Annotated in this window: 17 protein-coding genes; 10 read left to right on the top strand and 7 right to left on the bottom strand. The window is 67.8% G+C overall.

The window, feature by feature from the left end; all coding sequences use genetic code 11:
- Nucleotides 1-12 precede the first annotated feature (12 nt).
- Nucleotides 13-2,766 (bottom strand): hypothetical protein, encoded by a 2,754-nt coding sequence (locus tag ENSA7_RS19490; protein WP_181233907.1) that lies wholly within the window; start codon nucleotides 2,764-2,766, stop codon nucleotides 13-15.
- Nucleotides 2,767-3,320: 554 nt separating this feature from the next.
- On the opposite strand from ENSA7_RS19490, the gene ENSA7_RS19480 reads away from it, so the two are divergent.
- The 3 genes from ENSA7_RS19480 (at nucleotide 3,321) to ENSA7_RS19470 (ending at nucleotide 7,018) form a co-directional block, all read left to right on the top strand.
- Nucleotides 3,321-5,444, top strand: coding sequence for a S9 family peptidase (locus tag ENSA7_RS19480; protein ID WP_106090844.1), 2,124 nt, complete (start codon nucleotides 3,321-3,323; stop codon nucleotides 5,442-5,444).
- 141 nt (nucleotides 5,445-5,585) lie between these two features.
- Nucleotides 5,586-6,344, top strand: a complete 759-nt coding sequence (locus tag ENSA7_RS19475; RefSeq protein ID WP_106090812.1) for a hypothetical protein — start codon at nucleotides 5,586-5,588, stop codon at nucleotides 6,342-6,344.
- Complete coding sequence (locus tag ENSA7_RS19470) at nucleotides 6,338-7,018, top strand: DUF8692 domain-containing protein (protein WP_106090811.1); 681 nt, start codon at nucleotides 6,338-6,340, stop codon at nucleotides 7,016-7,018. Before ENSA7_RS19475 ends, ENSA7_RS19470 begins: the two co-directional genes overlap by 7 nt.
- Here the strand turns inward: ENSA7_RS19470 and ENSA7_RS43890 are convergent.
- Complete coding sequence (locus ENSA7_RS43890) at nucleotides 6,982-7,605, bottom strand: hypothetical protein (protein ID WP_181233906.1); 624 nt, start codon at nucleotides 7,603-7,605, stop codon at nucleotides 6,982-6,984. The two genes, ENSA7_RS19470 and ENSA7_RS43890, sit on opposite strands and share 37 nt — an antisense overlap.
- Before the next feature lie 75 nt (nucleotides 7,606-7,680).
- On the opposite strand from ENSA7_RS43890, the gene ENSA7_RS19460 reads away from it, so the two are divergent.
- Entirely contained in the window at nucleotides 7,681-8,427 is a 747-nt protein-coding gene (locus ENSA7_RS19460) for a formyltransferase family protein (RefSeq protein WP_106090810.1), read from the top strand.
- A 10-nt stretch (nucleotides 8,428-8,437) separates the two neighbouring features.
- Nucleotides 8,438-8,914 (top strand): hypothetical protein, encoded by a 477-nt coding sequence (locus ENSA7_RS19455; RefSeq protein WP_106090809.1) that lies wholly within the window; start codon nucleotides 8,438-8,440, stop codon nucleotides 8,912-8,914.
- Here ENSA7_RS19455 and ENSA7_RS19450 read toward each other — a convergent pair.
- From ENSA7_RS19450 to ENSA7_RS19440, 3 genes are read right to left on the bottom strand one after another with little or no spacing between them, the layout of a single operon-like run.
- Entirely contained in the window at nucleotides 8,890-10,014 is a 1,125-nt protein-coding gene (locus tag ENSA7_RS19450) for a 3-oxoacyl-ACP synthase III family protein (protein ID WP_106090808.1), read from the bottom strand. The two genes, ENSA7_RS19455 and ENSA7_RS19450, sit on opposite strands and share 25 nt — an antisense overlap.
- 9 nt (nucleotides 10,015-10,023) lie before the next feature.
- Nucleotides 10,024-11,577 (bottom strand): tryptophan halogenase family protein, encoded by a 1,554-nt coding sequence (locus ENSA7_RS19445; protein ID WP_181233905.1) that lies wholly within the window; start codon nucleotides 11,575-11,577, stop codon nucleotides 10,024-10,026.
- Nucleotides 11,574-13,367 (bottom strand): thiamine pyrophosphate-dependent enzyme, encoded by a 1,794-nt coding sequence (locus ENSA7_RS19440; protein WP_106090806.1) that lies wholly within the window; start codon nucleotides 13,365-13,367, stop codon nucleotides 11,574-11,576. Before ENSA7_RS19440 ends, ENSA7_RS19445 begins: the two co-directional genes overlap by 4 nt.
- Nucleotides 13,368-13,611: 244 nt before the next feature.
- On the opposite strand from ENSA7_RS19440, the gene ENSA7_RS19435 reads away from it, so the two are divergent.
- Together ENSA7_RS19435 and ENSA7_RS19430 are read left to right on the top strand one after the other, a co-directional pair.
- On the top strand, nucleotides 13,612-15,105 hold the full coding sequence (locus ENSA7_RS19435) for a trypsin-like serine protease (protein WP_106090805.1): 1,494 nt from the start codon (nucleotides 13,612-13,614) through the stop codon (nucleotides 15,103-15,105).
- 5 nt (nucleotides 15,106-15,110) lie between these two features.
- Nucleotides 15,111-15,812 (top strand): peptidylprolyl isomerase, encoded by a 702-nt coding sequence (locus tag ENSA7_RS19430; protein WP_181233904.1) that lies wholly within the window; start codon nucleotides 15,111-15,113, stop codon nucleotides 15,810-15,812.
- Here ENSA7_RS19430 and ENSA7_RS19425 read toward each other — a convergent pair.
- A complete protein-coding gene (locus ENSA7_RS19425; protein WP_106090803.1) occupies nucleotides 15,799-16,596 on the bottom strand; it encodes an inositol monophosphatase family protein in 798 nt (265 codons plus the stop codon). The two genes, ENSA7_RS19430 and ENSA7_RS19425, sit on opposite strands and share 14 nt — an antisense overlap.
- A gap of 54 nt (nucleotides 16,597-16,650) precedes the next feature.
- Between ENSA7_RS19425 and ENSA7_RS19420 the strand changes: the two genes are divergently transcribed.
- From ENSA7_RS19420 to ENSA7_RS19410, 3 genes are all read left to right on the top strand, one after another.
- Nucleotides 16,651-18,159: an MBOAT family O-acyltransferase gene (locus ENSA7_RS19420; protein ID WP_106090802.1), complete on the top strand. Its 1,509-nt coding sequence runs from the start codon at nucleotides 16,651-16,653 to the stop codon at nucleotides 18,157-18,159.
- A 19-nt stretch (nucleotides 18,160-18,178) separates the two neighbouring features.
- A complete protein-coding gene (locus ENSA7_RS19415; RefSeq protein WP_106090801.1) occupies nucleotides 18,179-19,114 on the top strand; it encodes a hypothetical protein in 936 nt (311 codons plus the stop codon).
- Nucleotides 19,115-19,253: 139 nt separating this feature from the next.
- A complete protein-coding gene (locus tag ENSA7_RS19410) occupies nucleotides 19,254-20,603 on the top strand; it encodes a Vgb family protein (RefSeq protein ID WP_146157876.1) in 1,350 nt (449 codons plus the stop codon).
- Nucleotides 20,604-20,611: 8 nt separating this feature from the next.
- Here the strand turns inward: ENSA7_RS19410 and ENSA7_RS19405 are convergent, their stop codons facing one another.
- Complete coding sequence (locus ENSA7_RS19405) at nucleotides 20,612-22,072, bottom strand: hypothetical protein (protein ID WP_146157875.1); 1,461 nt, start codon at nucleotides 22,070-22,072, stop codon at nucleotides 20,612-20,614.
- Nucleotides 22,073-22,079: the final 7 nt, after the last annotated feature.

Below are 22,079 nucleotides of genomic sequence, written 5' to 3'. Positions count from 1 at the left end.
CGTTGCCAATGATCACCGGCCCGGCGCGACGAAGTCGATTATGGTGTTATCGAAGGCCGCGATCGCGGCCATCCACTTGGTCGTGCAATAGCCATTGCAAGGAGACGAGTCGCCCCACAGCAAGACGCGGTGGTCCCAACCCCAGGCCGAGAGCGGCAGGAGATGCGTGGACATGAGCCCATGGTTGCTGGCCGGGATCGGCCCGACATAGTACACCTCGACGGGCACGTCGCTGGAAAAGCGCAGCGCTTTCTCTTGCTGAACACCGGGGCCGATGAGGGTATTGGCGCTGTTGAATTGGTAGGAAGAGCTTGCGAGGGGGTCGAGGTTGACCGGGAGCGCTGCGTCGGTCCACTCGCCATCGACCTTGATCTCGATCTGGATGGTGGCCGGCGTGTCGGAGCTCGGGTTTACGAAACTCACGGCCGCGGGGGGCTGGGGCCCGAGGGTGACGTAGACGGGGAAGCGGGTGACGTAGAACTCACACCCGGCGGTGCCCGTGGCGTTCTCGCAGGTCTCTGCGGGGTCCCCATCGCCGTCGCCGGTCGGATCACCGTCGCCATCGCCGGTCGGATCACCGTCGCCATCGCCGGTCGGATCACCATCGCCGTCGCCGGTCGGATCACCGTCGCCGTCGCCGGTCGGATCACCATCACCATCACCATCGCCGTCGCCGTTGGGATCGAGGCATACGCCCTCGATGCACGCTGCGCCGCCCAGGCACTGCCCCTCCACACATTCGCAGCCGAGCGTGCCCGGCGTGCAGCCCTCGCACACGTTGTCGACGCACTGCAGCTCAGACCCCAAACACTGTCCTTCGACACACTCGCAATCCTGCGTGCCGGGAACACAGGATCCATCACCAGATTCGCCGGATCCGGTTCCGTCGTCGCTCGAAGTGGTCGGGGGGGTGCACGCGGTGAGGCACGCCCACAGGATCAAGATGGACCAGGTTCGAGCGATCACCCGGGCTGAGGAATGTGGTGACGAATTTGTCATGGTATCGTACCTACTATGGAGCCCACAATTGAATCGGCCCGCCCCCTTCGATCGGGAGCTCGTCGTCCCCGATGTTGTGAGGTGACCGAGGCCGAGTTGGCCGCCGTTGTTGTTTCCCCAGCACCAGATCTCGTTGGTGGCGAGTAGCGCACAAACGTGGCCGAAGGTGGTGGTCCTGTTGGCTTGGATGTCGACGACCGGAGCAGGGAGCTCGATCGGGGGGACCGTCGAAGGCGCTTCGTCGTCACCGATCACGTCGAGGTTGCCCTGACCGAGGACCCCCTGGTTATTCTGTCCCCAGCACAACACCTCGTTGGTGTCCAGCAGCGCGCAGCTACATTGAGATCCGGCCGTGACCGCGATCGCGGGCGCGCCGAGATCGACGACCGTCGAGGCGGTCAGAGGCTCGTTATCGCCGATGTGGTTGGTGTGCCCCTGGCCGAGCTCGCCGTACGGGTTCGCGCCCCAACACATGATGTCACCGGTGTCGTACAAGCCGCAGAAGTGAGAGCCGCCGCCGGCGATCGCGACGATCTCGGCGTCATCGGGAAGCCCGATACCCAGCGGTTCGATCGGCGGACCGGAGAAGACAGGGTTGGTGTGGCCGTACCCGAGCTTGCCGGACGAATTGCTGCCCCAGCAGCTAATACGACCGTCACCGAGGATGGCGCAGCGAGAAGAATTCCTGCTCCCCTCGATCTCCGTCGCCCCTGACGGGAACACGAGCAGAGGCATCGCGCTCGGGAACTCGTCATCGCCGATGTTCTCGAGGATCCCCTCGTAGCCGAGCGGTCCGCCGGAGCTATTGAGACCCCAGCAGCGCACGCCGCCGCCTTGATAGCGCGCGCAGGCGTTGAGACCGGCCGCGTTGATGGCGAGCGCATCGCCGACTGACGGGGTCAGGGCGTTTTGGACGAGGGGTTCGTTATCACCGATCATGACCGTGGTACCCGCCCCGCACTGACCGTAGATGTTCCATCCCCAGCAACGCAGCGTGTCGTCCTCGAGGCGCACGAGCACGAAGCTGGCACCCAGGTCGACGTCGACGATGGGTTGGCCGAAATCAATTGGCACGGCGAAGTAGACCGGCTCGTCGTCACCGATCGGCTCGGTGTTGCCCTGACCGAGCTCGCCGGATCCGTTAAAGCCCCAGCAACGCAGGAGGCCGTCTTCGGTCAACACGCACGCCGAGTGGCTGCCAACCGAGAGCTCGATGATCTCGGTGTAGGTACAGTCGTTGTCGCAGCCGTCGTTGGGTGTTTGGTTGCCGTCGTCGCAAGCCTCGCCGGGGCCCTCCGGGATCCCGTTCCCACACTCGGGCATCACACAGGCGCCGTCGTAGCAGGCCAGGTCCATGTCGCAGCTGTCGGGGGTGCCGTCGCAATCGCAGCCGAGTTCGGTGCAGCCGGGATCGCCGTCGCCGTCGCCGGTTGGGTCGCCATCGCCGTCGCCGGTCGGGTCGCCATCGCCGTCGCCGGTCGGGTCGCCGTCGCCGGTCGGGTCGCCGTCGCCGGTCGGGTCGCCGTCGCCGGTCGGGTCGCCGTCGCCGGTGGGGTCACCGTCGCCGTCGCCGTCGCCGTTCGGATCGACGCACACGCCGTCAACGCACTCGAGGTCGCCGAAGCATAGAGACTCGGAGCAGACACATGCCTCGGTCCCGGGCGTACAGGACTCGTCGGTGTTGGTGTCGGACTCGGATCCGGTCGTGTCCTCGCCCGCTTCGTCGCTGGCGGGTGGCGTGCACGCGGCGAGGGCCAACGCAACCAACAAAATTCTCGATCGCGACCTGTCAAATTGCAATTCTCCCACTCATTGCGAGCGACTGTACATTTCCTTCGAATCCCTCCGCAACCGAAAACGCCTAGGCGCGAACGCGCGCCGACCCGCGCGGGTCCGAATGGCGCCGACCCGCGCGGGTCGGCGATCTTCCAGTACCGGGATTTTTGACGGTGCGTCGCGAACACGCTCGGCGACGCGATCGCCCGAGTCCTCGCCACCGTTGGGCACAGGCCGAGGCCACCAGCGCGACCCAGGCCGCCGCTTCCCCGCCAGCTCGAGCTGAGGCGGCGAAGTTTCAATGCGCTGAAGGTGAAGCTTCACCTTCAGCGCTGACCTCAAAAGCGCCCGGTGCCCGGACGCGGCGCTTCGAGCGGAGTCGAGGGCGCGGCGGGGGCTGGCTCGGGAGTAGCCTCGGGCGCCCCCAGCAAGAAAATAGCGAGAGCGTCCAGCACGACCGCGTGCGTGCCGTCTCGCCAGGCGTGCTTGAACCGAACCACGAAGTGTTGGCTATCGGCCGTGAGCCCCCTGTTAGAGTGCCGACGATGCGGGCCACGTCCACGCTCTCCCTCACCCTCATGGCGCTGCTGACGGCCTGTCCGAGCACCACCACGAACCCACCGGCCGCGACCGAGCCCGCGCCGCCGATCGCCAAGCGCGTCGCGCATGAGCTGGTCGCCCACGGTCACACCCGCGTCGACGACTATTACTGGCTGCGCGACCGCGACGACCCCGAGGTCATCGCCTACCTCGAGGCCGAGAACGCCTACACCAAAGCCGCCACGGCCCACACCGCCCAGCTCCGCGCGGAGCTGCTCGCCGAGCTCACGGGTCGCGTGGTCCCCGACGACAGCACCGCCCCGGTTCGCACCCGCGACTATTTCTATTATTCACGCTGGGTCGAGGGCGCCGAGCATCCGCTGTATTGCCGCAAGCACGAGTCGCTCGACGCCGACGAGCAGATCATCTTGAACGCCGATGCGCTGGCCCAGAACCACGAGTACTTCGACACGGGCGGCCTCGCGCTGAGCGAGAACCAACAGCTGATCGCCTACACGACCGACACCGTGGGTCGCCGCTTCTATACCATTCACGTCCAGGATCTGCGGACCGGAGCCATGCTCGCCGACGTGATCCCCAACGTCTCCGGTGACGTGGAGTGGGCCAACGACGACGCCACGCTGTTCTACACCAAGCAGGATCCGGTGACCCTGCGCACCCATCAACTGTTTCGCCACACCCTCGGCGACGCCCCGGCCGACGACACCCTGGTCTACGAGGAGCGAGACGAGACCTACGAGCTGGGCCTGTGGAAGACCAAGTCGCGCGAGTACCTGGTGCTCGACAGCGGCTCGACGCTCAGCAACGAGGCGCGAGTGGTGCCCGCCGCCGCGCCGCTGACCGAGCCGCGGGTCATCCAAGCGCGCGAGCGCGGGCTCGAGTACGACGTGGACCACATGGGCGCGCACTTCTTCATTCGAACCAACCTGGAGGCCAAGAACTTTCGCTTGATGAAGACGCCGGTCCAGGCCACCGCCAAGGCCAGCTGGCAGGAGGTCGTCCCCCACCGTGAAGACGTGCTGCTCGAGGACTTCGAGCTGTTCACGGATCACCTGGTGCTCGAGCAGCGCAGCCGCGGGCTCACGCAGCTGAGCGTGCGTCGGTGGGACGGCGGCGAGGCCCACGATCTCGACTTTGGCGAGCCCGCGTACCTGGCCTACGCCACCGGCAACGACGTGCTCGACACGGCGACCTTGCGCTACAGCTATTCGTCGATGACCACACCGGACGCCGAGTACGACTACGACATGAACACCCGGGGAAAGACGCTGGTCAAGCAGCTCGAGGTCCGCGGTGGGTTCTCGCAGGCGGACTATGTGACCGAGCGGCTCGACGCCCCGGCCCGCGATGGCGTCAGCGTGCCAGTCTCGCTGGTGTATCGGCGCGACGCCCCGCTCGACGGCAGCGGCGCGCTGTTGGTCTATGCCTACGGCTCGTACGGCTCGAGCATGGACGCGGAGTTCTCGGCCAGCACCCTGAGCCTGCTCGAGCGCGGGTTCGTCTACGCGATCGCCCACGTGCGCGGCGGCGAGGAGCTCGGGCGCGACTGGTACGAGACCGGCAAGCTGCTCCACAAGCAAAACAGCTTCACGGACTTCATTGACGTCACCGAGCACCTGGTCGCCCAGGGCTACGCAGATCCCTCGAAGGTGTTCGCCGAGGGCGGGAGCGCGGGCGGCCTGCTAATCGGCGCGGTCGTGAACATGCGGCCGGAGCTCTACGCCGGGGCGATCGCGGGCGTGCCCTTCGTCGATGTCGTGACGACCATGCTCGACGACACGATCCCGCTGACGACCAGCGAGTACGACGAGTGGGGCAACCCCAACGAGAAGCCATACTACGACTACATGCTGGCCTACTCACCCTACGACAACGTCGTCGCTCAGGACTATCCGGCGCTGCTGGTCACGACCGGGCTGCACGACTCGCAGGTCCAGTACTGGGAGCCGGCGAAGTGGGTGGCCAAGCTGCGCGCGAACAAGACCGGCGACGATCTGCTGCTGCTGCGCACCGACATGAGCTCGGGCCACGGCGGCAAGTCTGGCCGGCTCGAGCGCTTCGAGGAGATCGCGTTCGAGTTCGCGTTCTTGCTAGATCTGGCAGGATAGACGGCGAGGCTGACGCCGCCGGGACTCGAGCGGGACGCCGGTCGCTGCCAGAACTGTATGGGCCCCGGCACAAGATACAGGCGCCGCGTCGACCTGAATCGTGGTTTGATCGGTGGCATCACGAGAGCGACGAACAAGCCCATGCGCGTAGCCCAACTCATCGCCATCAGTCTGCCCCTCGTCGTGTTGCTTGGGGGTTGCGACGCGGCAGAGTCCTCCGACAAGGCCGAGGCCGAGGCCGTCGCCGCCACTCCCACCACCGCGCTCGGCGGCGTCGCAACACTCGAGCCCGGAAACACCGCGGCGAGCTTCCAGATGCAGGCTGTGATCGAGCTGGTCAAGGGCTACGCGGTCGCCGACGCGGCGGCCCTCGAGGTCAAGCTCAACGACCCCGAGGCCAAGCTCAACGCGGTGGATCTCGACGAAGACGGGGTCACGGACTTCATCGAGGTCATCGAGTCCAAGGACGGCGACGTGACCACCCTCGAGTTCCGCGTGATCCCGTCTACGAAGCAGGGCGAGCCGCCAGCGCAGGTCGGGGTCGTGATCGCAACGATTACGTTCAGCATCGAGGATCAGGAGAAGCTCGTCGTTCACGGCGCCTTCACCGATCACATCGATCACCACAAAGACATCCACGTGTACCACCATGAGCAGCCCGTGGTGGTCGAGCACGGCGCGGTCGTGATCGCCGAAGGGTGCTTTTTTCACTACATCTTCGTGCTCCACCACGAGCCCTATCACGGGCACCATCACTACATTGTGATCGATGCGCCGCACGTGGACGTGCATGTGCACCACCCGAAACACAAGAAACACAAGAAACATAAGAAGCACAAGGGCCACAAGGGGCACAAGGGCCACAAGGGCCACGGCCACGGCGTCGTCGTCGAATGGTAGCGCTGCCCAGGCTCGCCTGGGGGCTGGCGATCGCTGGCGCGATCGTGTGCGGGGCCGGCCTGGCGGTCGAGCTGAGCTGCCACACCGGGCACCTCGATCCAGACAGCCCGTGGCGCTCGGGCCTGTCGCTCAGCTACGAGGGCAACCTACCGACCTGGTACTCGGCGGGGCTGCTGTGGACCGCGGCGCTGGGGCTCGGGCTGTGCGGCTGGTCTCACGACCGACCCGAGCGCAAGTGGTGGGTCGCGCTCGCGGCGATCTTCTTGCTGATGTCGCTCGACGAGTCGATCGAGCTGCACGAGGAGCTCTACGGCCTCGCCCTCGGCGGCGCCCTGTACTTCAGCTGGGTGGTCCCCGGCGCCGCGATCACGCTGTGCTTCTGCGCGGCCTATCTCCGGTTCTGGCTTGGTCTGCCCACACCGACCCGGCGCGGGTTCGCGGCGGCCTTCGTGATCTACGTGGGCGGAGCCCTGGGCATGGAGCTGCCGCTGGGCCTGTGGTTCGAGCGCCACGGCAACGAGAACCTCGGCTACGCCAGCCTCGACTTCGTCGAGGAGAGCATGGAGATCGCCGGGCTCAGCGTGTTCTTGCTCGTCATCGCCGGCTACCTGCGCGACCGGGCCCCGTTTGCGAGCCGCTACATCGACGACAGCTCGAACACCAGCTCGGTCTGATCGTCCTCGGTGCCCGAGTTGGGGTGCTTGAGGACCTTGGCGTACACGCCGGGCTTGTCGGCGATCATCCACACCGTGTAGTTGTTGCCAAAGAACCCGGCGAGCTCGGCCTTGACCGTGTCGAAGGTCCCGGCTGGGACCGTGAGGTCCGCCCGCTCGATCAGCTTGACCTCGGGCCGCGAGACCGAGAAGAACGGGCTGAACTCGGTCCACTCCGCGGTCGCGACCATGGTCGCGCCCTTGTCCTCGCTGGGATGGTTGACCCCGTTGCACACGGTCCCAACCTCCATGTCGGTCGCGGTCTTGATCTCGCACTTGAAGTCGTCCTCGACCTCCTTGCCCTTGATGTCTTTGCCCGACTGTTTGTAGACGAGGGTCGTGCCAGGCTTCATCGCGCCGGTCACGTCGCTGGCCATCCACGGCAGCTCGAGCTTCTTGGGCTTGTCGGCCGGCTTGTCGACGGGCTTGTCGGCGGCCTTGTCGGCGGCCTTGTCCGCCGCCTTGTCGGCGGTCTTGTCGTCGGCCTTGTCACAGGCGAGCAGCGCGAGGGGGACCAACAGTGCGAGGGCGAGGTGCGGGCGCAGCATGGCGCGCAGGGTACCAGGATCGACGCCGCGCTACCCAGTTCGGTCTCGCGTTGATAACTTGGCGGGGGCTGGCTCATGACCTCGACGCGCACCCCCTTTGTATTCCTGGTCCTCGAGGACCACCCTTACGGGCGCGAGATGTTGCGCGCGCTGCTGCACGCCGACCTGCTGCCGCTCGCGGTGATCGAGGAGCGGTCCACGGTCGCCGAGGAGGAGGCCGCGAAGTTCACGGCGCGCATGGCCGGCCTCGAGCTCGCGCCCAGTTTCGCCGAGCTGCTCGCCAGCCACGAACATGGCCACCAGGTCGAGCGACTCGCGGTGCCCAACCACAACGCCAAGGTCTGCGCCGAGCTGGTGGCGGCGCGTGCCCCCAAGCTGCTCGTGCTCGGCGGCACCCGGATCTTGCGCGAGCGCATCTTCGCGCTCGCCGACCACACCCTCAACGCCCACCCGGGGCTGCTGCCCGAGGTCCGCGGGTCCGCGTCAGTCGCGTGGGCGATCGAGACCGACGTCGAGGTTGGGTGTACCTGTCACTTCATCGACGCAGGTGTCGACACCGGGGAGATCGTCAGCCGCGAGCGGATCCCGGTCCACCGCGGCGACAGCTACGAGCTGCTGTGCTGGAAGACCACACGGCTGTCGGCGACGCTGATGTGTTCGGCCGTGCGGGCGTACTTCGACGGGAGCATTCGCTCGACGCCGCAGCCCCCTGGGGGTGCGACCTATCGGAACATGTGTGCCGAGGGGGTCGCGCGGGTCCAGCTCAAGCTCGCCGAGGGTCGCTACCCCCACCTCGTCGACGAGGTCAGCGGTCTCCTGTAGAATCTGGCCCGTGGCCAAGACCATGTACTGGCGGGTCGTCCCGGGCGTCGTGCACGTCGTCGCCCACACCCATGTCGCCCCGTCCGACGAAGACTGGGACGCCTACCTCGCGGATGTCCTCGCCAACCTCGGCACCATCAAGGGCGCGTTGGTGTACACGCACCGCGTGGGGCCGTCGGCGCCTCAGCGAGCCCGCTCCAACGAAGCGTTCACCCGCGCGGGCGCCGAGCTCCAGACCGTGATCATGACGGCGTCGCGCATGACCCAGGGGATCGTCACGGCGTTGAGCTGGGCCATGGGCGCCAAGATCAAGGCGTTCTCGACCCGCGACTTCGCGGGCGCCGTCAACTGTCTCAACCTCGATCCCGAAGAGCAGATCAGGACCCGCGTGGTGCTCAAGCAGCTCGCCCGGGCGGCCGAGGTCGAGGTCGACGCGTTCGCCGACGAGTCCGGCCGGTTCCGTCAGCGGCTCGAAGAAAAGAAGTAGGCGTCCATGCCGGCCGGCGGGCGCCCGAGCGCGACGTCCCCCCAACGCATGATCATCGCGGCCGCCGATGACACGCTGCCTGGGCCATAGACCAGGACCGTGTCCCCCGCGGTGATCCGCTTGGTGTGGGCGGCGTAGTGCAGGTTGATCGGCGTCAGCGCCGGGCCCACGTTGGCGTAGTGCTGGTAGACGCTGGTCGTGCGCTCGGGATCGATGCCCAGCGCGCTCACGGCGAACTCGGCGAACCATGCCGTGGGCGTGTGAAACACGAAGAAGTCGACGTCATCGAGGCTGATCCCGGCCTTGGCCGCCGCGCCGTCACAGCAGCGCCGCAGGTGCTTCTCCACGGTCCTGCGCAAGATCTGGCCGGTCTCGGGCTTGGCCCGCATGACCCGCGCGGGCATGCCGTCATCGTCGAGCTCGAGCGTGTAGTACCAGCTCCCGCAGGTGTCGCCCGTGTGCATGGTGTAGCCCGAGATGTACCCGGTGCCCGACGCGACGCGGCTGACCACGAACGCCCCGCCGCCATCGCCAAGGAACCACGACAGGGTGTCGTCTTCGCGAGCGTAGCGGGAGTAGGCGCACGACACCGTGACGAGGATCGTCTCGTACTCGCCGGCGCGGACCAGCGCGAACGCGGTCTGCAGAGCGGTGAGCGGCCCGGCGCAGGCGGTCTCGAGGTTCCAGCCGCCGCCGCGCAGGCCCAGGCGCTTGGCCACGTAGACCGCGTTGCCGATCCCGACGTGGTGCGGCAAGAAGCCGACGCTGATCAGCAGGTCGACGCTCTCGGGCGCGAGCCCGGCCAGCTCGAGCGCCTCGGCGCCGGCCTGAACCTCGAGATCGATCGAGCTCTCGTCAGGCCCCAGGACCCGCCGGGTCGTGACCCCGCGGAATGGATCATCGAGATAGGGCACGATCGACGCGTCGATCATGGACATGTCCGGCCGACTGTCGGTGTTGGACATGATCCGCCCCAGCGTGCTCTGCTCGGAGCGCTGGACCAGCTCGGGGTGCCGGCGCCGGAGCTCGTCATTCGTGCGAATGGTCGCGGGCGCCGAGATGGCCAGGCTACGAATACCAACGGGGATGACGGTTGACATGAACGTGCTCTATTCGTGAAGCTTGCGAACGTACTCGTAGTGAGTGGGCAGCTGCTGCAACAGCGCGGCGGTGCGCTCGGCCACGTCCGCGAGCAGCGCGGCCCCGGGGGCGGTGGGTGCGTGGTCCAGGATCGGCGGGCCATACTCGGGATACACGCCCATGCCGGACAGGATCGCCGCGTAGCTGCGGGACCGAAACAAGCGAAACCGCAGGCGATCCTGCGGCATCACGCCGACGCGATACTCCTCGAGGGTCGTGGCCAGCGAGTCGGGGATCGGCATGTCATCGCGGATCCGTCGCCAGAACGCGGTGTCGCCCCGGCTCGTCGTGCAGTAGTGCATGACGATGAAGTCCCGCAGGTGATCGTACATGTCGTTGATGGTCTCGTTGTAGCGATGGAGCCGCGCGGGCGCGAACCGACGGGAGGGGAACATATTGACGAGCTGCGCGAGCTGATACTCCACGAAGAAGATCGCCGTCGACTCGAGCGGCTCCAGAAAGCAGCTCGACAGGCCGATCGCCACGCAATTGTTGACCCACGATCGGCGACACCGCCCAATCCGCATGCGCAGGTGGTTCGCGTCCTCACCGGCGGCCGGCCCGAGCAAGTCACGCAACTCCTGCTCGGCCGCGCTGGCGTCGAGGTGATCGCTCGAGTACACGTACCCGCAACCCAGCCGGTGAAACAGCGGGACCCGCCACGACCACCCGGCCGAGAGCGCCGTCGCCATAGTGTAGGGAAAGATGCCGTCGCGCTCGGGTGCGCTGGCGGCCGGCAGCGCGACCGCGGCGTCGCAGGGGAGGTACTTTGCGTCGCTCTCGAACGGCTCGTCGAGCGCGCCGTTGATCAGCAGCCCGCGAAACCCCGAGCAGTCGATGAACAGGTCGGCGGTGAGCTTCGCGCCAGACTTGGTGACTAGCGAGCCCACAAAGCCGCGCTCGTCGAGCTCGACCGAGAGCACATGATCGATGCGTCGCTCGACCCCGCGCTCGATGGCGACCTCGGCCAGCATGTCAGCGAACAACGAGGCGTCGATGTGATAGGCGTATTGCAGCGTCTGTGAGCCAGGCAGGCGCTCGGGCGCGAACGCGAGCGCGTCGCTGACGGCCGGGATCGCCGAGCACACACGATCGAAGCGTGGTTCGCGGCGCTCGCCTCCGGCGGCCCAGATATCGGCGGACGAGAACCCTTCGCCGACAAACGGAAAGTGCATGACGCCGTACGGCTGCGCGAGCAGCTCGGGCCGGTCGAAGAAGGGGTGATAGAATTCGTCAACGCGCTCGCCGCTGCCCCCCGTCGCCCAATTGACGTACTTGATCGCGGCCTTGAAGGTTGCGTTGCAGCGGCGCATGAACGCCCGCTCGTCGATCCCGAGGAACGCCAGCGTGCTGACCATGGTGGGGACGGTGGACTCGCCGACTCCGACCCGCCCGACGCTCGCCGACTCGACCACGGTAATCCGCACGCTCGAACCGAGCGCGCGGTTGAGGTACGCGGCCGACAGCCACCCGGCCGTGCCGCCCCCGACGATGACGATCGACGTGATGCTGTGTGGGGTCACTGGTGCTGCTCCCAGCCCTGGGTGAGGATCTCGTTGCGCCGACCAAACGGCGGAGGCGCGCTGGCGTCCATGGCCACGTCGAGGACCACGGGGCCGGGCGTCGCCAGCATCTCGACCAAGGCCGCGTCGAGCTCGCTAGCCGAATTGACCCGCAGCCCCTTGGCCCCGAGCGCGCTCGCCAGCATCGCAAAGTTGGTCGGTGGGATCGCGGTGCCGCGCGGGTCCATGCCAACCGCCAGCATGCCGTGCCGGACCATGCCGTAGGAGGCGTCGTTGAGCACGATCCACTTGGCGTCGACGTCGTACTGCACGGCCGTGCTGACCTCGTTGCCCATGAGCATCGCGCCGTCACCGACGATCGCCACCGCGGCCGCGTCGCTCGCGAGGGCCGCGCCGACGACCCCTGTCGTGGCGTTGGTCATCGACGCGAACCCAGATGGCGTGCGGTAGCGTCCAGCTCGCTCGAAGCGTAGCTGCGCGTTGGCCCACGCGAACGAGTTTCCGACATCGGCGAGCACGGTCGCGTCGCTGCGCTCGACGATGACCCGCTGGATCGCGGCCATCAAGCTGCGGGGGTGGACCGGTCCGTCCTCGTCGACCGCTTCGGTCCCCGCCGCGGCCACGATCTTGATGATCGGCGCCGCCTCGCTGACCGGGCGCAGCTGGTTGAGCGCGGCCAGCAACGACCCGATCTCGGCGCACACGCCGAGGGTCTCGACCTCCGGGTACGCGACACCAAACGTTGTCGCGTCGACGTCGACGTGAATGAAGGCGCGGCGCGGCGCGAACGTGGGATCGAAGCACGAGGTCGACTGCCCGAGCCGGCTGCCGAGCACCAGCACGTAGTCGGGCCGGTTCGCGCGGAAGTAGTCGTGCACCCATGGCTGCCCGCCGAACATGCCCGTCACGCCCAGGTATTGAGGATGCGACTCGGGGAACACGCCCTTGGCCCGGGGCGACGCCATGACCGGAGCGCCGCTGCGCTCGGCCAGCTCGAGCAGCTGCGCTCCAGCCTTGCGGGCCCCGAACCCGACCCAGATCGCAAACTTGCTGCCGTCCAGCAGCTCGTAGACCTGGTTGACCAGGGCCGGACACACGGACGGCGACGGCGAGACCGTTGCGATGCGAGCCAGCGCCATGTCGGTGGTCCCCCCCTGGACCCCGAGGGGAAAGCTCAAGCTGGCCAAGAACCCGCCGGGCTTACCCAGGTGGAAGGCCAGGCGCTGGCGCAGCAGCGGGATCTGGGCGGCGTCCTCGATCGTGTACTCGAGGTAGTGCGAGGTGTCCCACAGCCAGCTGCCGAGATCGAGCGAGCGCGGGCCGGTCTCCTGGAACGCGAGCCGCCCGCGCTCGGGCAGCTCGGTCGCGCCGGTGACGACGATGATCTTGGCGCCGTCCCACGCTCCGGACACCAGGCCCGTCAACGCGTTCGTCGCTCCCGGCCCGGTCGTCGTGTACACGACGACCGGCTCATCGGTGGCGAGGTGGGCCTCGGTCGCCATGAACCCGGCGGCGGTCTCGTGGCGGGCGTGAATGACCTCGACGCCCGCTCGGTGCAGCGCGCCGCAGAACCGCGCGATGGCGCCTCCGAGCACACCAAACGCCCGCCGCACGCCCAGCTCGACCAGCGCAGCAGCCAACATGTCGGCGCCATTGGTGTGACCGTGCGAGCGCGGCCGCGCCTCGAGCTGCGGCCGAGCGAGCTGCGGACGCCGCCCGAGCGGCTCTTGGACGACCCGCGCAATGGGTATTGGAATCGACACCTCTTCCGACTGCAGTTTATGGCTCATTTCTGCACACGCCTACGACAACAGAATAGACCTCTGCGGTTTCTAACCCAAGTATTTAGGTGTCGTGGTTCGCTCTTTTATCTCGCCGCCCCCAGAACCAGTCATCGCACTGGCCAAAAGGACGAAATCGGAACAGTGTATTTAGCGCTGGTCGCGTTCGCCAAATGCGCTGAGCTGCGCTGATTACAGTCAACTGCCCATATCCGCCTTGAATCGGGCCCGTTGATCGTGAGACCGTTCGCGCATGCGTCGTCCTGCTACCTCGTGGTCTCGATTTGTTCGCGAACGAGCGCGAGGCACGGCGATCGCGGCGATCCTGCTGCTCCCGGCCAGCGCGCTCGCGGGCGATCCGGATCAGATCGCCGCCGACCCCTTGGATCCATCGATCTACGGCGGCGCCCCCGCGGCGACCTGCGGCTGGCCGACCACGATCCTGGTCACGGGTGGTGGTGGTCTGTGCACGGGTACGCTCGTTCACCCCCAGCTGGTGATCACCGCCGCGCACTGCACGGGCAACGGCGCGAACAAGCAGATCGGCTTTGGGCCGACCGGCAACTCGCGCACCGCCAGCGCGACCTGCTATCCGCACCCAAGCTACAACGGGAGCGCGACCTACGACTTCGCCTACTGTGTACTGAGCCAGCCGGTCAACGACGTGCCGATCGTTCCACCGCTGTTCGGGTGCGAGACCTCCTACCTCAGCCCCGGTCAATCGGTCGAGATCGTCGGCTACGGCCAGACCAACCAGGGCGGCGCCGGGACCAAGTACGAGGTCACCACGACCATCAACTCGTATCAAAACGGCGAGGTGTACATCGGCGGCAACGGCAAGGACTCCTGCTCCGGCGACTCGGGCGGGCCCGTGTATGTCCAGCTCGACGACGGCTCATGGCGGGTGTTCGGCGTCACCTCCTACGGCGGCGCATGCGGGGGCGGCGGCTACTACAGCAACATCGCCACCAACCTCGCGTGGGCCGAGCAACAGTCCGGTATCGACATCTCGCCCTGCCACGACGCCCAGGGCAATTGGACACCCAACCAGGGCTGCGGGAGCTTCCCGCTCGATCCGGGCAGCGGCGCCAACACCACGTGGGGCCAGGGCTGCGGCGGCGGTCCAGTCTCGGGGTTCTCGAGCAGCTGCGGCAGCCCGTTCTCGCCCGAGGGTGACGACACCGCGCCCAGCGTCACGATCACCTCGCCCGCCAACGGCACCATGTACATGACCGGGGGCGAGCCGACGGTGTCGGTTGCGATCAGCGTCAACGCCGACGACGGCCCGGGGTTTGGCGTCGACCACGTCAGCCTCCGGGTCGACGGCAACGACCTCGCCAACTCCGACGACGCGACCGCGCCCTACGAGTGGACCCTCGAGTTTCCCAAGGGCAGCTGGGTGATCGAGGCCGTGGCCGTCGACGTCTCGCAGAACCAGGCGGTCTCCAACGCGATCGCGATTGGCGTCGACGAGGAGCCAGACGATCCGCCGCCGCCTTCGGATGAGGGCGGCGACGGCGAGGACGAAGGCGGCGGCGAGGACGAAGGCGGCGGCGAGACCGGTGGCGACGACGAGTTCGGCGGCGGCGGCGGGCTACCGCCGGGGTTTGGGCTCGACGAGTTCGAGAGCGGGTGTGCGTGCTCGAGCGACGACGGCGAAGACGGCGGCGCAGGCGGGCTCGCAGCGCTGGGTCTGCTCGCGGTCCTGGGCTGGGTTCGGCGGCGACGCCCGAACGACCTACCATGACCGGGATGCGCCGCTGCCCGCCGCACCTCACCTCGCGTCTGGTCCCGAGCCTGGTCTCGTGCCTGATCTCGTGCTTGGCCCTGGCCTGCGACGTCGCGGCGCCGGGCAGCTTCCCGCCCGAGGACCCCGAACTCGCCGCCAACAACGAGGCCGCTGGCGATCCTCACCGCGGTCGGTTTCCCCTCGAACAGGCGGTCGCCGGGCTGCCCGAGACGGGCCAGCTGTACGCGACGATCGTCACCGACGAGGGCGAGCTTCGCTGCACGCTGCTGGCCGACGTCGCGCCGCTGGCCGTCGCCAACTTCGTCGGGCTCGCCCGCGGCCTGCGTCCCTTCCTGGACCCGCAGCTGGGCACCTGGACCACGCGGCCGTACTACGACGGGCTCACCTTTCACCGCGCGGTCGAGCGACAGTTCGTGCAGGGCGGCCGGCTGGGCGAGGACAAGTGGATCGGGTTCTTGCTGCAAGACGAGCGCTCGATCGGCACCGCGTTCGACAAGCCTGGCGTGCTCGCGCTCGCCAACCAGGGCGCCCCCAACACCAGCGCGGGCGAGTTCTTCGTCACCACGGAGGTCCTGCGCAACCTCGACGGGCAGTACACGATCATCGGTCGCTGCGAGCCCACCTTCGTGGCCCGCGCGCTGGCGGTGCGCACCCACGCGGGCGAGCGCCCGGTGATCCAGACCGTGCAGATCACCCGAGAGTGATCGCGCCGCCAAACACCAGCGTGAGCTGCTCGTGCATCTGAGGTGAGGCCGCGAGCACGCTGGCGCCCGTGTGTGGGTCGTCGCTGTGGCGCAGGCCCGTGACCACGCCGCCGGCTTCTTCGACCAGCAGGTTGCCCGCCGCCACGTCCCAGGGCTTGAGGCCCTGCTCCCAGAACCCGTCGAACCGGCCGGCGGCGACCCACGCGAGATCCAGCGCGGCCGAGCCAAACCGACGCACCCCGCCGACCCGATCGCGGACGGCGACCAGCTGCGACATGAACTGATCGTGGTGGATGCTGCCGCGATGCGGGATGCCCGTGGCCAGCACCACCTGCTCCCATCGACGCCGCGATGACACGTGGATCGGCGCGCCGTTCAAGGTCGCGCCCGCGCCACGCCGGGCCGCGAAGCGGTCGCCCGTGAGCGGCTGGTAGACCATCCCCGCGATGGTTCGCCCCGCCTCGCGCAGCGCGATCGAGACGGCAAAGTGGGGGATCCCGCACAAGAAGTTGGTGGTGCCATCGAGAGGATCGACGACCCACTCGAGCGCAGACGTCCCCTCCTGGTAGTCCGACTCTTCGCCGCGGTAGGCCGCGTCGGGGTAGGCCTCGAGCAGCACCGCCCGGATCGCGGCCTCGGCCTCGAGATCGGCCCGCGACACGAAGTCGGCCGGCCCTTTGGACACGACCTCGAGCTGGTCGAGCGCACGAAAGTAGTTGGAGAGCACGTCCCCACCCGCGCGCGCGGCCGCCTCGATGACCCCGAGAGTGTCCCCTGTCGCCATGCGCGGCCATGGTACACCGGCTTCGCTTGGCGTCGGCGCCGGGCGAGGCACCTCGTGACCTTCACGACCCTGACCTTCCTGCTGTTCCTCGCGGTCGTATTCACCGGCTATTGGGGCGTCCGCGGGCGGGCTCGGCAAAATTTGGTGCTGCTGGTCGCCAGCTACGTGTTCTATGGCTGGTGGGACGTCCGTTTTTGCGGGCTGATCTTGGCCTCGAGCCTCGTCGATTTTGCGATCGCCCGCGCGCTGGTGCGGGGCCGCGACGGGGCCGGCGCCCGGCAACGAGCGCTGGTCGGTCTCAGCTGCGCGCTCAACCTCGGGCTGCTCGGGCTGTTCAAGTACTACGGGTTCTTCGTCGACAGCTTCGCGGCCGCGCTCGGCAGCCTGGGACTCGCGCCGAGCCTGCCGAGCCTGCATCTGGTCCTGCCGGTCGGGATCAGCTTCTATACGTTCCAGACCCTCGCCTACACGATCGACGTCTACCGCGATCAGGTCGCCGCGCGGTCTGGGGCCGCGCGGCCCGGGGTCGCAACCGACAGCTTGCTCGACTACCTGACCTACGTCGCGCTGTTTCCCCAGCTGGTCGCCGGACCGATCGAGCGCGCCCGCCGGCTGCTCCCGCAGCTTCAGCGTGAGCGCAGCTTCGACGAGGCGCAGGCGCGCGACGGCGCCAAGCTGATGCTGTGGGGCTTCGCCAAGAAGATCATCTTGGCCGATCACCTCGGTGAGTTCGTCGAGCAGGTCTACGGGGCTGGGGTCGTCCACGCGTCGGGGCCGGTGCTCGCTGTCGCGACGATCTGCTTCGCGTTTCAGATCTACTGCGACTTCTCGGCCTACTCGGACATCGCGATCGGCTGCGCCAAGCTCCTGGGCCTGAGCCTGGTCCGCAACTTCGCGTACCCCTATTTTAGTCAGTCGGTCGACGAGTTCTGGCGACGCTGGCACATCTCGCTCTCGACCTGGTTCCGCGACTACGTCTATGTCCCGCTCGGTGGCAGTCGCCACGGGCCCGCGCGGCTGTGGTTGGCGCTGATGCTGACCTTCACGCTGAGCGGGCTGTGGCACGGCGCCAGCTGGACCTTCGTGATCTGGGGCGCCGTCAACGGGCTGCTGGTCGGGCTGGCCGCGCGCGTGCGGCCAGCGTCTACCCCGAGCGCCACCCGGCTCGGCGCGTCCGATATCCCGGCGCCGCTGCGGGGGCTCGCGGGCCTGCGCGCGCTGGCCCGCATGCTCGCGACCTTCGGCTTGATCTGCCTGACCTGGGTGTTGTTCCGCGCCGTCGATCTACCCCAGGCGATGGGCATCTTTCGCCGGATCCTGCTCGACATCCCGCGCGCCGACGCGTGGCGCGAGCTCGTCCACCACCGCGAGTTCTTGTCGGCCTTCGGTCCCCTGCTGATCACGCTGGTGATCGTCGAGTGGCTGACCCGCGACTGCGAGCACCCGCTCGCGCTGACCCGCTGGCCACGACCGCTGCGCTGGGCCCTGTACACGGGCCTGGGTTGGTTCACGATCTACCTGATGCCCGACGACCCGGGCGCCTTCATCTACTTCCAGTTCTGACCCGCCACCGCGACTCGAGATGCGACGCTTCGTCACCCACGCGCTGATCTTTGCCCTGGTCCAGGCGCTGATCCTGGTGGTCGTGTGGCGGACCTGCCCGGACGATCCCAACCACTACATGGCCGCGACCGTCGACAAGCACGCGCGCCTGCGGGCCGTCGCGACGCCGCGCGTGATCTTCGTGGGGGGCTCGAGCGTCGGGTTTAGCGTCGACTCTCGCGCGTTCGCGCCGCTCGGGCTCGAGCCGGTCAACATGGGCCTCAACGACGGGCTCGGGCTGCCCTTCATGCTCGCCGAGGTCGCCGGCCAGCTCCGCGCGGGCGACGTGGTGATCGTCGCCCCCGAGACGCACCTGTACTGGACGGGCTCGCAGGACGACGCGCTGTGGGCCGTCGTGCAGCAGCGGCCGGCGAACCTGGCCTGTCTCGCCGCCGCCGGCCCGCGCGAGCTCGCGGACTTGTCGGATCAGGGCCTGCACTTCTTGGCGCGCAAGCTTCGCTGCGCCGCCCACCAGATCGCGACGGACCGGCCGCTGCCCACAATCTATACGCGCAGCAGCTTCGATGAGTACGGCGATTTCGCAGCTCACCGCGACGTCGCGCCCAAGCTCGAGCAAGCGATCGACCAGCCGTGGCCAGCTCCGGAGTCACTGTCGTTTGATCGCGCGATCGCGGCGCTCGCCCAGTTCGCTGACCAGTGCGAGCGCGCCGGCGCCCGCTGCTTCATCGCCTGGTGCCCCACGCGGCGCCACGAGCTCGAACGCGAGATGGCGGTGTTCGCCGCGATCGAGGCCCGGCTGCGCGCCGACGTGAACATGCCGATGCTCGAGCACCCTGGCGAGATCGGCTTCGCCAGCACCGACTTCTTCGATCGTGGCCCGCACTTGAGCGGTGAAGCAGCGGCGGCCCGCTCGGCGCGCTTGGCCGCAGCCCTGGCTACTGCCATCGGTCGATAGACGCCTCTTCATGCGAGGTCTCCGTCCTGTGAATCACCGGATTTTCTGCAATTGACGCCGGCTTCGCCAGCTACCGCGCGAATCTGCACAGTCTTATTTCTGGCGATCGAGCATCAACATGCGGTCTAATGCCAGCGTGATGCATGGATTGACGCCGTCTCGCCTCGCTGGGTTGTTCTCGCTCGTGCTGCTGGCTCCCGCGTGCGGGGGCGGAGCTCGTGACAGCGGGAACGAGGGGCTCGGGATCGACGACGGCATCGACGACGGCATCGCGTCCAACTCCGACGGCGACACCGGCAGCACCACCAGCACCGACACGGGTCCCAAGTTCGACACCGACCAGTCCGACTCGATGGGCATGGCCGGCGACTGCGGCGAGGGTGGCGGCGGCGGCATGATGGGCATGGGCGGGTACAGCTACATCTGGATCTCCAACTCGCCCGAGGGCACGGTCTCGAAGATCAACACCAAGACCACGATCGAAGAGGCCCGCTACCGCGTCGGCCCGGGCGTCACCGATCCCTCGCGGACGTCGGTCAACCTGTTCGGCGACGCGGTGGTCGTCGATCGCAACGGCGGCATCACCAAGATCGCCGTGTTGGAAGATCGCTGCGTCGAGACCAATGGCCAGCCGGGGATTCAGACCTCGACCGGGCCCAACGACGTGCTGGCGTGGGGTCAAGACGAGTGCGTCCTGTGGCGGACCGAACTCGCCGCCCTCAACTACCAGATCGGGGCCCGACCGGTCGCGTGGGAGGGCGGCCTCGCCGACGGCTGCCCGGATCCGAACCCGCGGGTCTGGGTTGGCTGGTACGACGGCGCCAACGGCCACTTCCGCCGGCTCGACGGCTCATCCGGGGCCGTGCTCGACAGCGTCGGCCCGGTGCCGTGGTCGGGCTTGAGCTTTGGCCCCTACGGCGGCGCGACCGACAAAGACGGCAACTTCTGGGTCAGCGGCTGGCAGGCGGGTCCGCTGATCCGCATCAACGCCAGCGACCTCAGCGTTCAGACCTTCCAGATCCCCGCCACGATCACCGCGCAGCAGTGGAACTACGGCATGGCGCTCGACAAGAACGGCGACGCCTGGATCGCCAGCGCCTACAGCGTCTACCACTTCCACGCCAACAACTCGACGTGGACCGAGATCCCCGTGCCCGGCGCGTTCAGCCTGCGCGGGCTGATGGTCGACAAAGATGGCACCGCGTGGGTCGCAACCAACGATCCGCCCGGTCTCGCCGCGATCGACACCGCGACCGAGACCGTGCTCGCGCCGTCCATCTCGATCCCCGGCTCGATCCAGCCGGTCGGCGTGTCGATCGATGTCGACGGCTATGTGTGGGTCGTGGATCAGTCGGCCAATTCGGCGTTCAAGATCGACGGGGACACCTATCAGCTCGCGGGCACCACGACCGGGCTCAACCAGCCCTATACCTACTCGGACATGACCGGCGCCGGGCTGGATCTCGTCACCTTCCCGCCGCCTGAGTGATCCGAGCCTCAGTTGCTGCAGCCGGTCTCGTCGTACCGCTTGACCCAGACCTCTTCGGCTTCTTTGCGGGCCTCGGCCTGGTCCTGGTCATGGCGGTACTCGAGCGAGGACTGAATCGCCCACTTCTTGGCGGCCTCGCAATTGCCCCGGCTCCACAGGCAGGCGCTGGCCTCTCCCAGTGCCTCCATCGCGGAGTGATCGGGCTTGGTGCCAGCCTTTCGTTGCTTGCGGATCAGCTCGAGCGCGGCCTCGGCGTTGGCCTCGCACAGCGCGGGTTGGTTCTCTGATCGCGCGGTCCGGATCCGGGTGAACATGGCCGCGCCCTGCAGGCTCTCGGGGATCTGATCGAGGGGGCAGTAGGCGAGCTCGGCCTGGTTGAGCTGCACGTGGATCTGCAGCTCGCTGAGCTTCTTCTTCTTGTCGGCGAGAGAGATCGCCTCCACCAGCATGTCCTTGCCGCCCTGGCAGTTGCCCGCGACCATCGTGCACAGCGAGCGAATCCACAGCGACTTGACCCGGGTCTCGTCGCTGTTGTCGAGGGCGTCGGCGCGATCGAGATCCGCGAGGCAGCCGGCACCGTCGCCCGCGTCGCCCTTGTCCTCGGCGGCGTGACGCAGCTTGGCCGCGCGCTCGGACACGGTGTCCTCTGCGGGCTCGGGGTCAGGGCGAGCCGCCCCCGCTGCGCTCGCGTCGAGATCTTGGGTGGTCTCGTCGATCGCCTGCAGGACCAGGCGGATCGGCACGCGGCAGTGCTGCTGACCGCGTGTCTCGCAGCTGTCGAGATCGCCGCCCTGCTTGAGGTTGCTGCTCTCGCTGTTCGTGCGGGTGCCGACGCCGGCCTGACCGACGCCGCCCTCGATCTGGCCCCCGGCCAATTCGTGGGCGAGCAACCGGAACGCGCCCAGGTTGTAGGCGGACACGAAGTGGGTCGCGGCGCTGCAGCGGCCGTTGTCGGCGATCGCCGACCGCTCGACATAGTTGCGCGTGCTGTTGACCGCGCCGCTCACGAAATAGCGCAGCTCGAGGGCCTGCCCGACCTCGAGCTTGCCGGCGAAGCTCGCCGCGCCGAGCGGGAGCTTGGCGTAGACCTCGGACTGGTCGCGCATCTCGAACGACTCGACCGTGCCGCTGGTGAAGATCGGGGTCTCGTAGGCGCCGTAGCGGCCCGGCACGCCGTTGTCCGAGCAGCCGTAGAGCATCTGGATCTCGCAGCCCTCGTACTTGACGAACACCAGATCACGCGACGCCTTGGCCTCGAAGCCCGCGAGATCGGTGGCGTCCCACTCGACCACGAACGGCCGGGCGTCGCCGTCCTCGTCCGGGCAGCGGTTCTTGCCCACGGCGACCTCGTCGAGCATCGAGCTTGGTCCGGCGCCGGCTGGCTTGCCATCCACGCTGCGCAGCCCATGGCAGCCAAGCGCCACGCATCCACTTGCTAGCAACAGTCGTGCCCAGAGCGTGCTTCGCATGGCGCGG

Source organism: Enhygromyxa salina, from assembly GCF_002994635.1.
In the GTDB taxonomy this organism is placed as follows: Bacteria; Myxococcota_A; Polyangia; order Nannocystales; family Nannocystaceae; genus Plesiocystis; species Plesiocystis salina_B.
The sequence above is the reverse complement of the archived record's forward strand: the minus strand, read 5'-3'. Positions and strand labels throughout refer to the sequence as shown.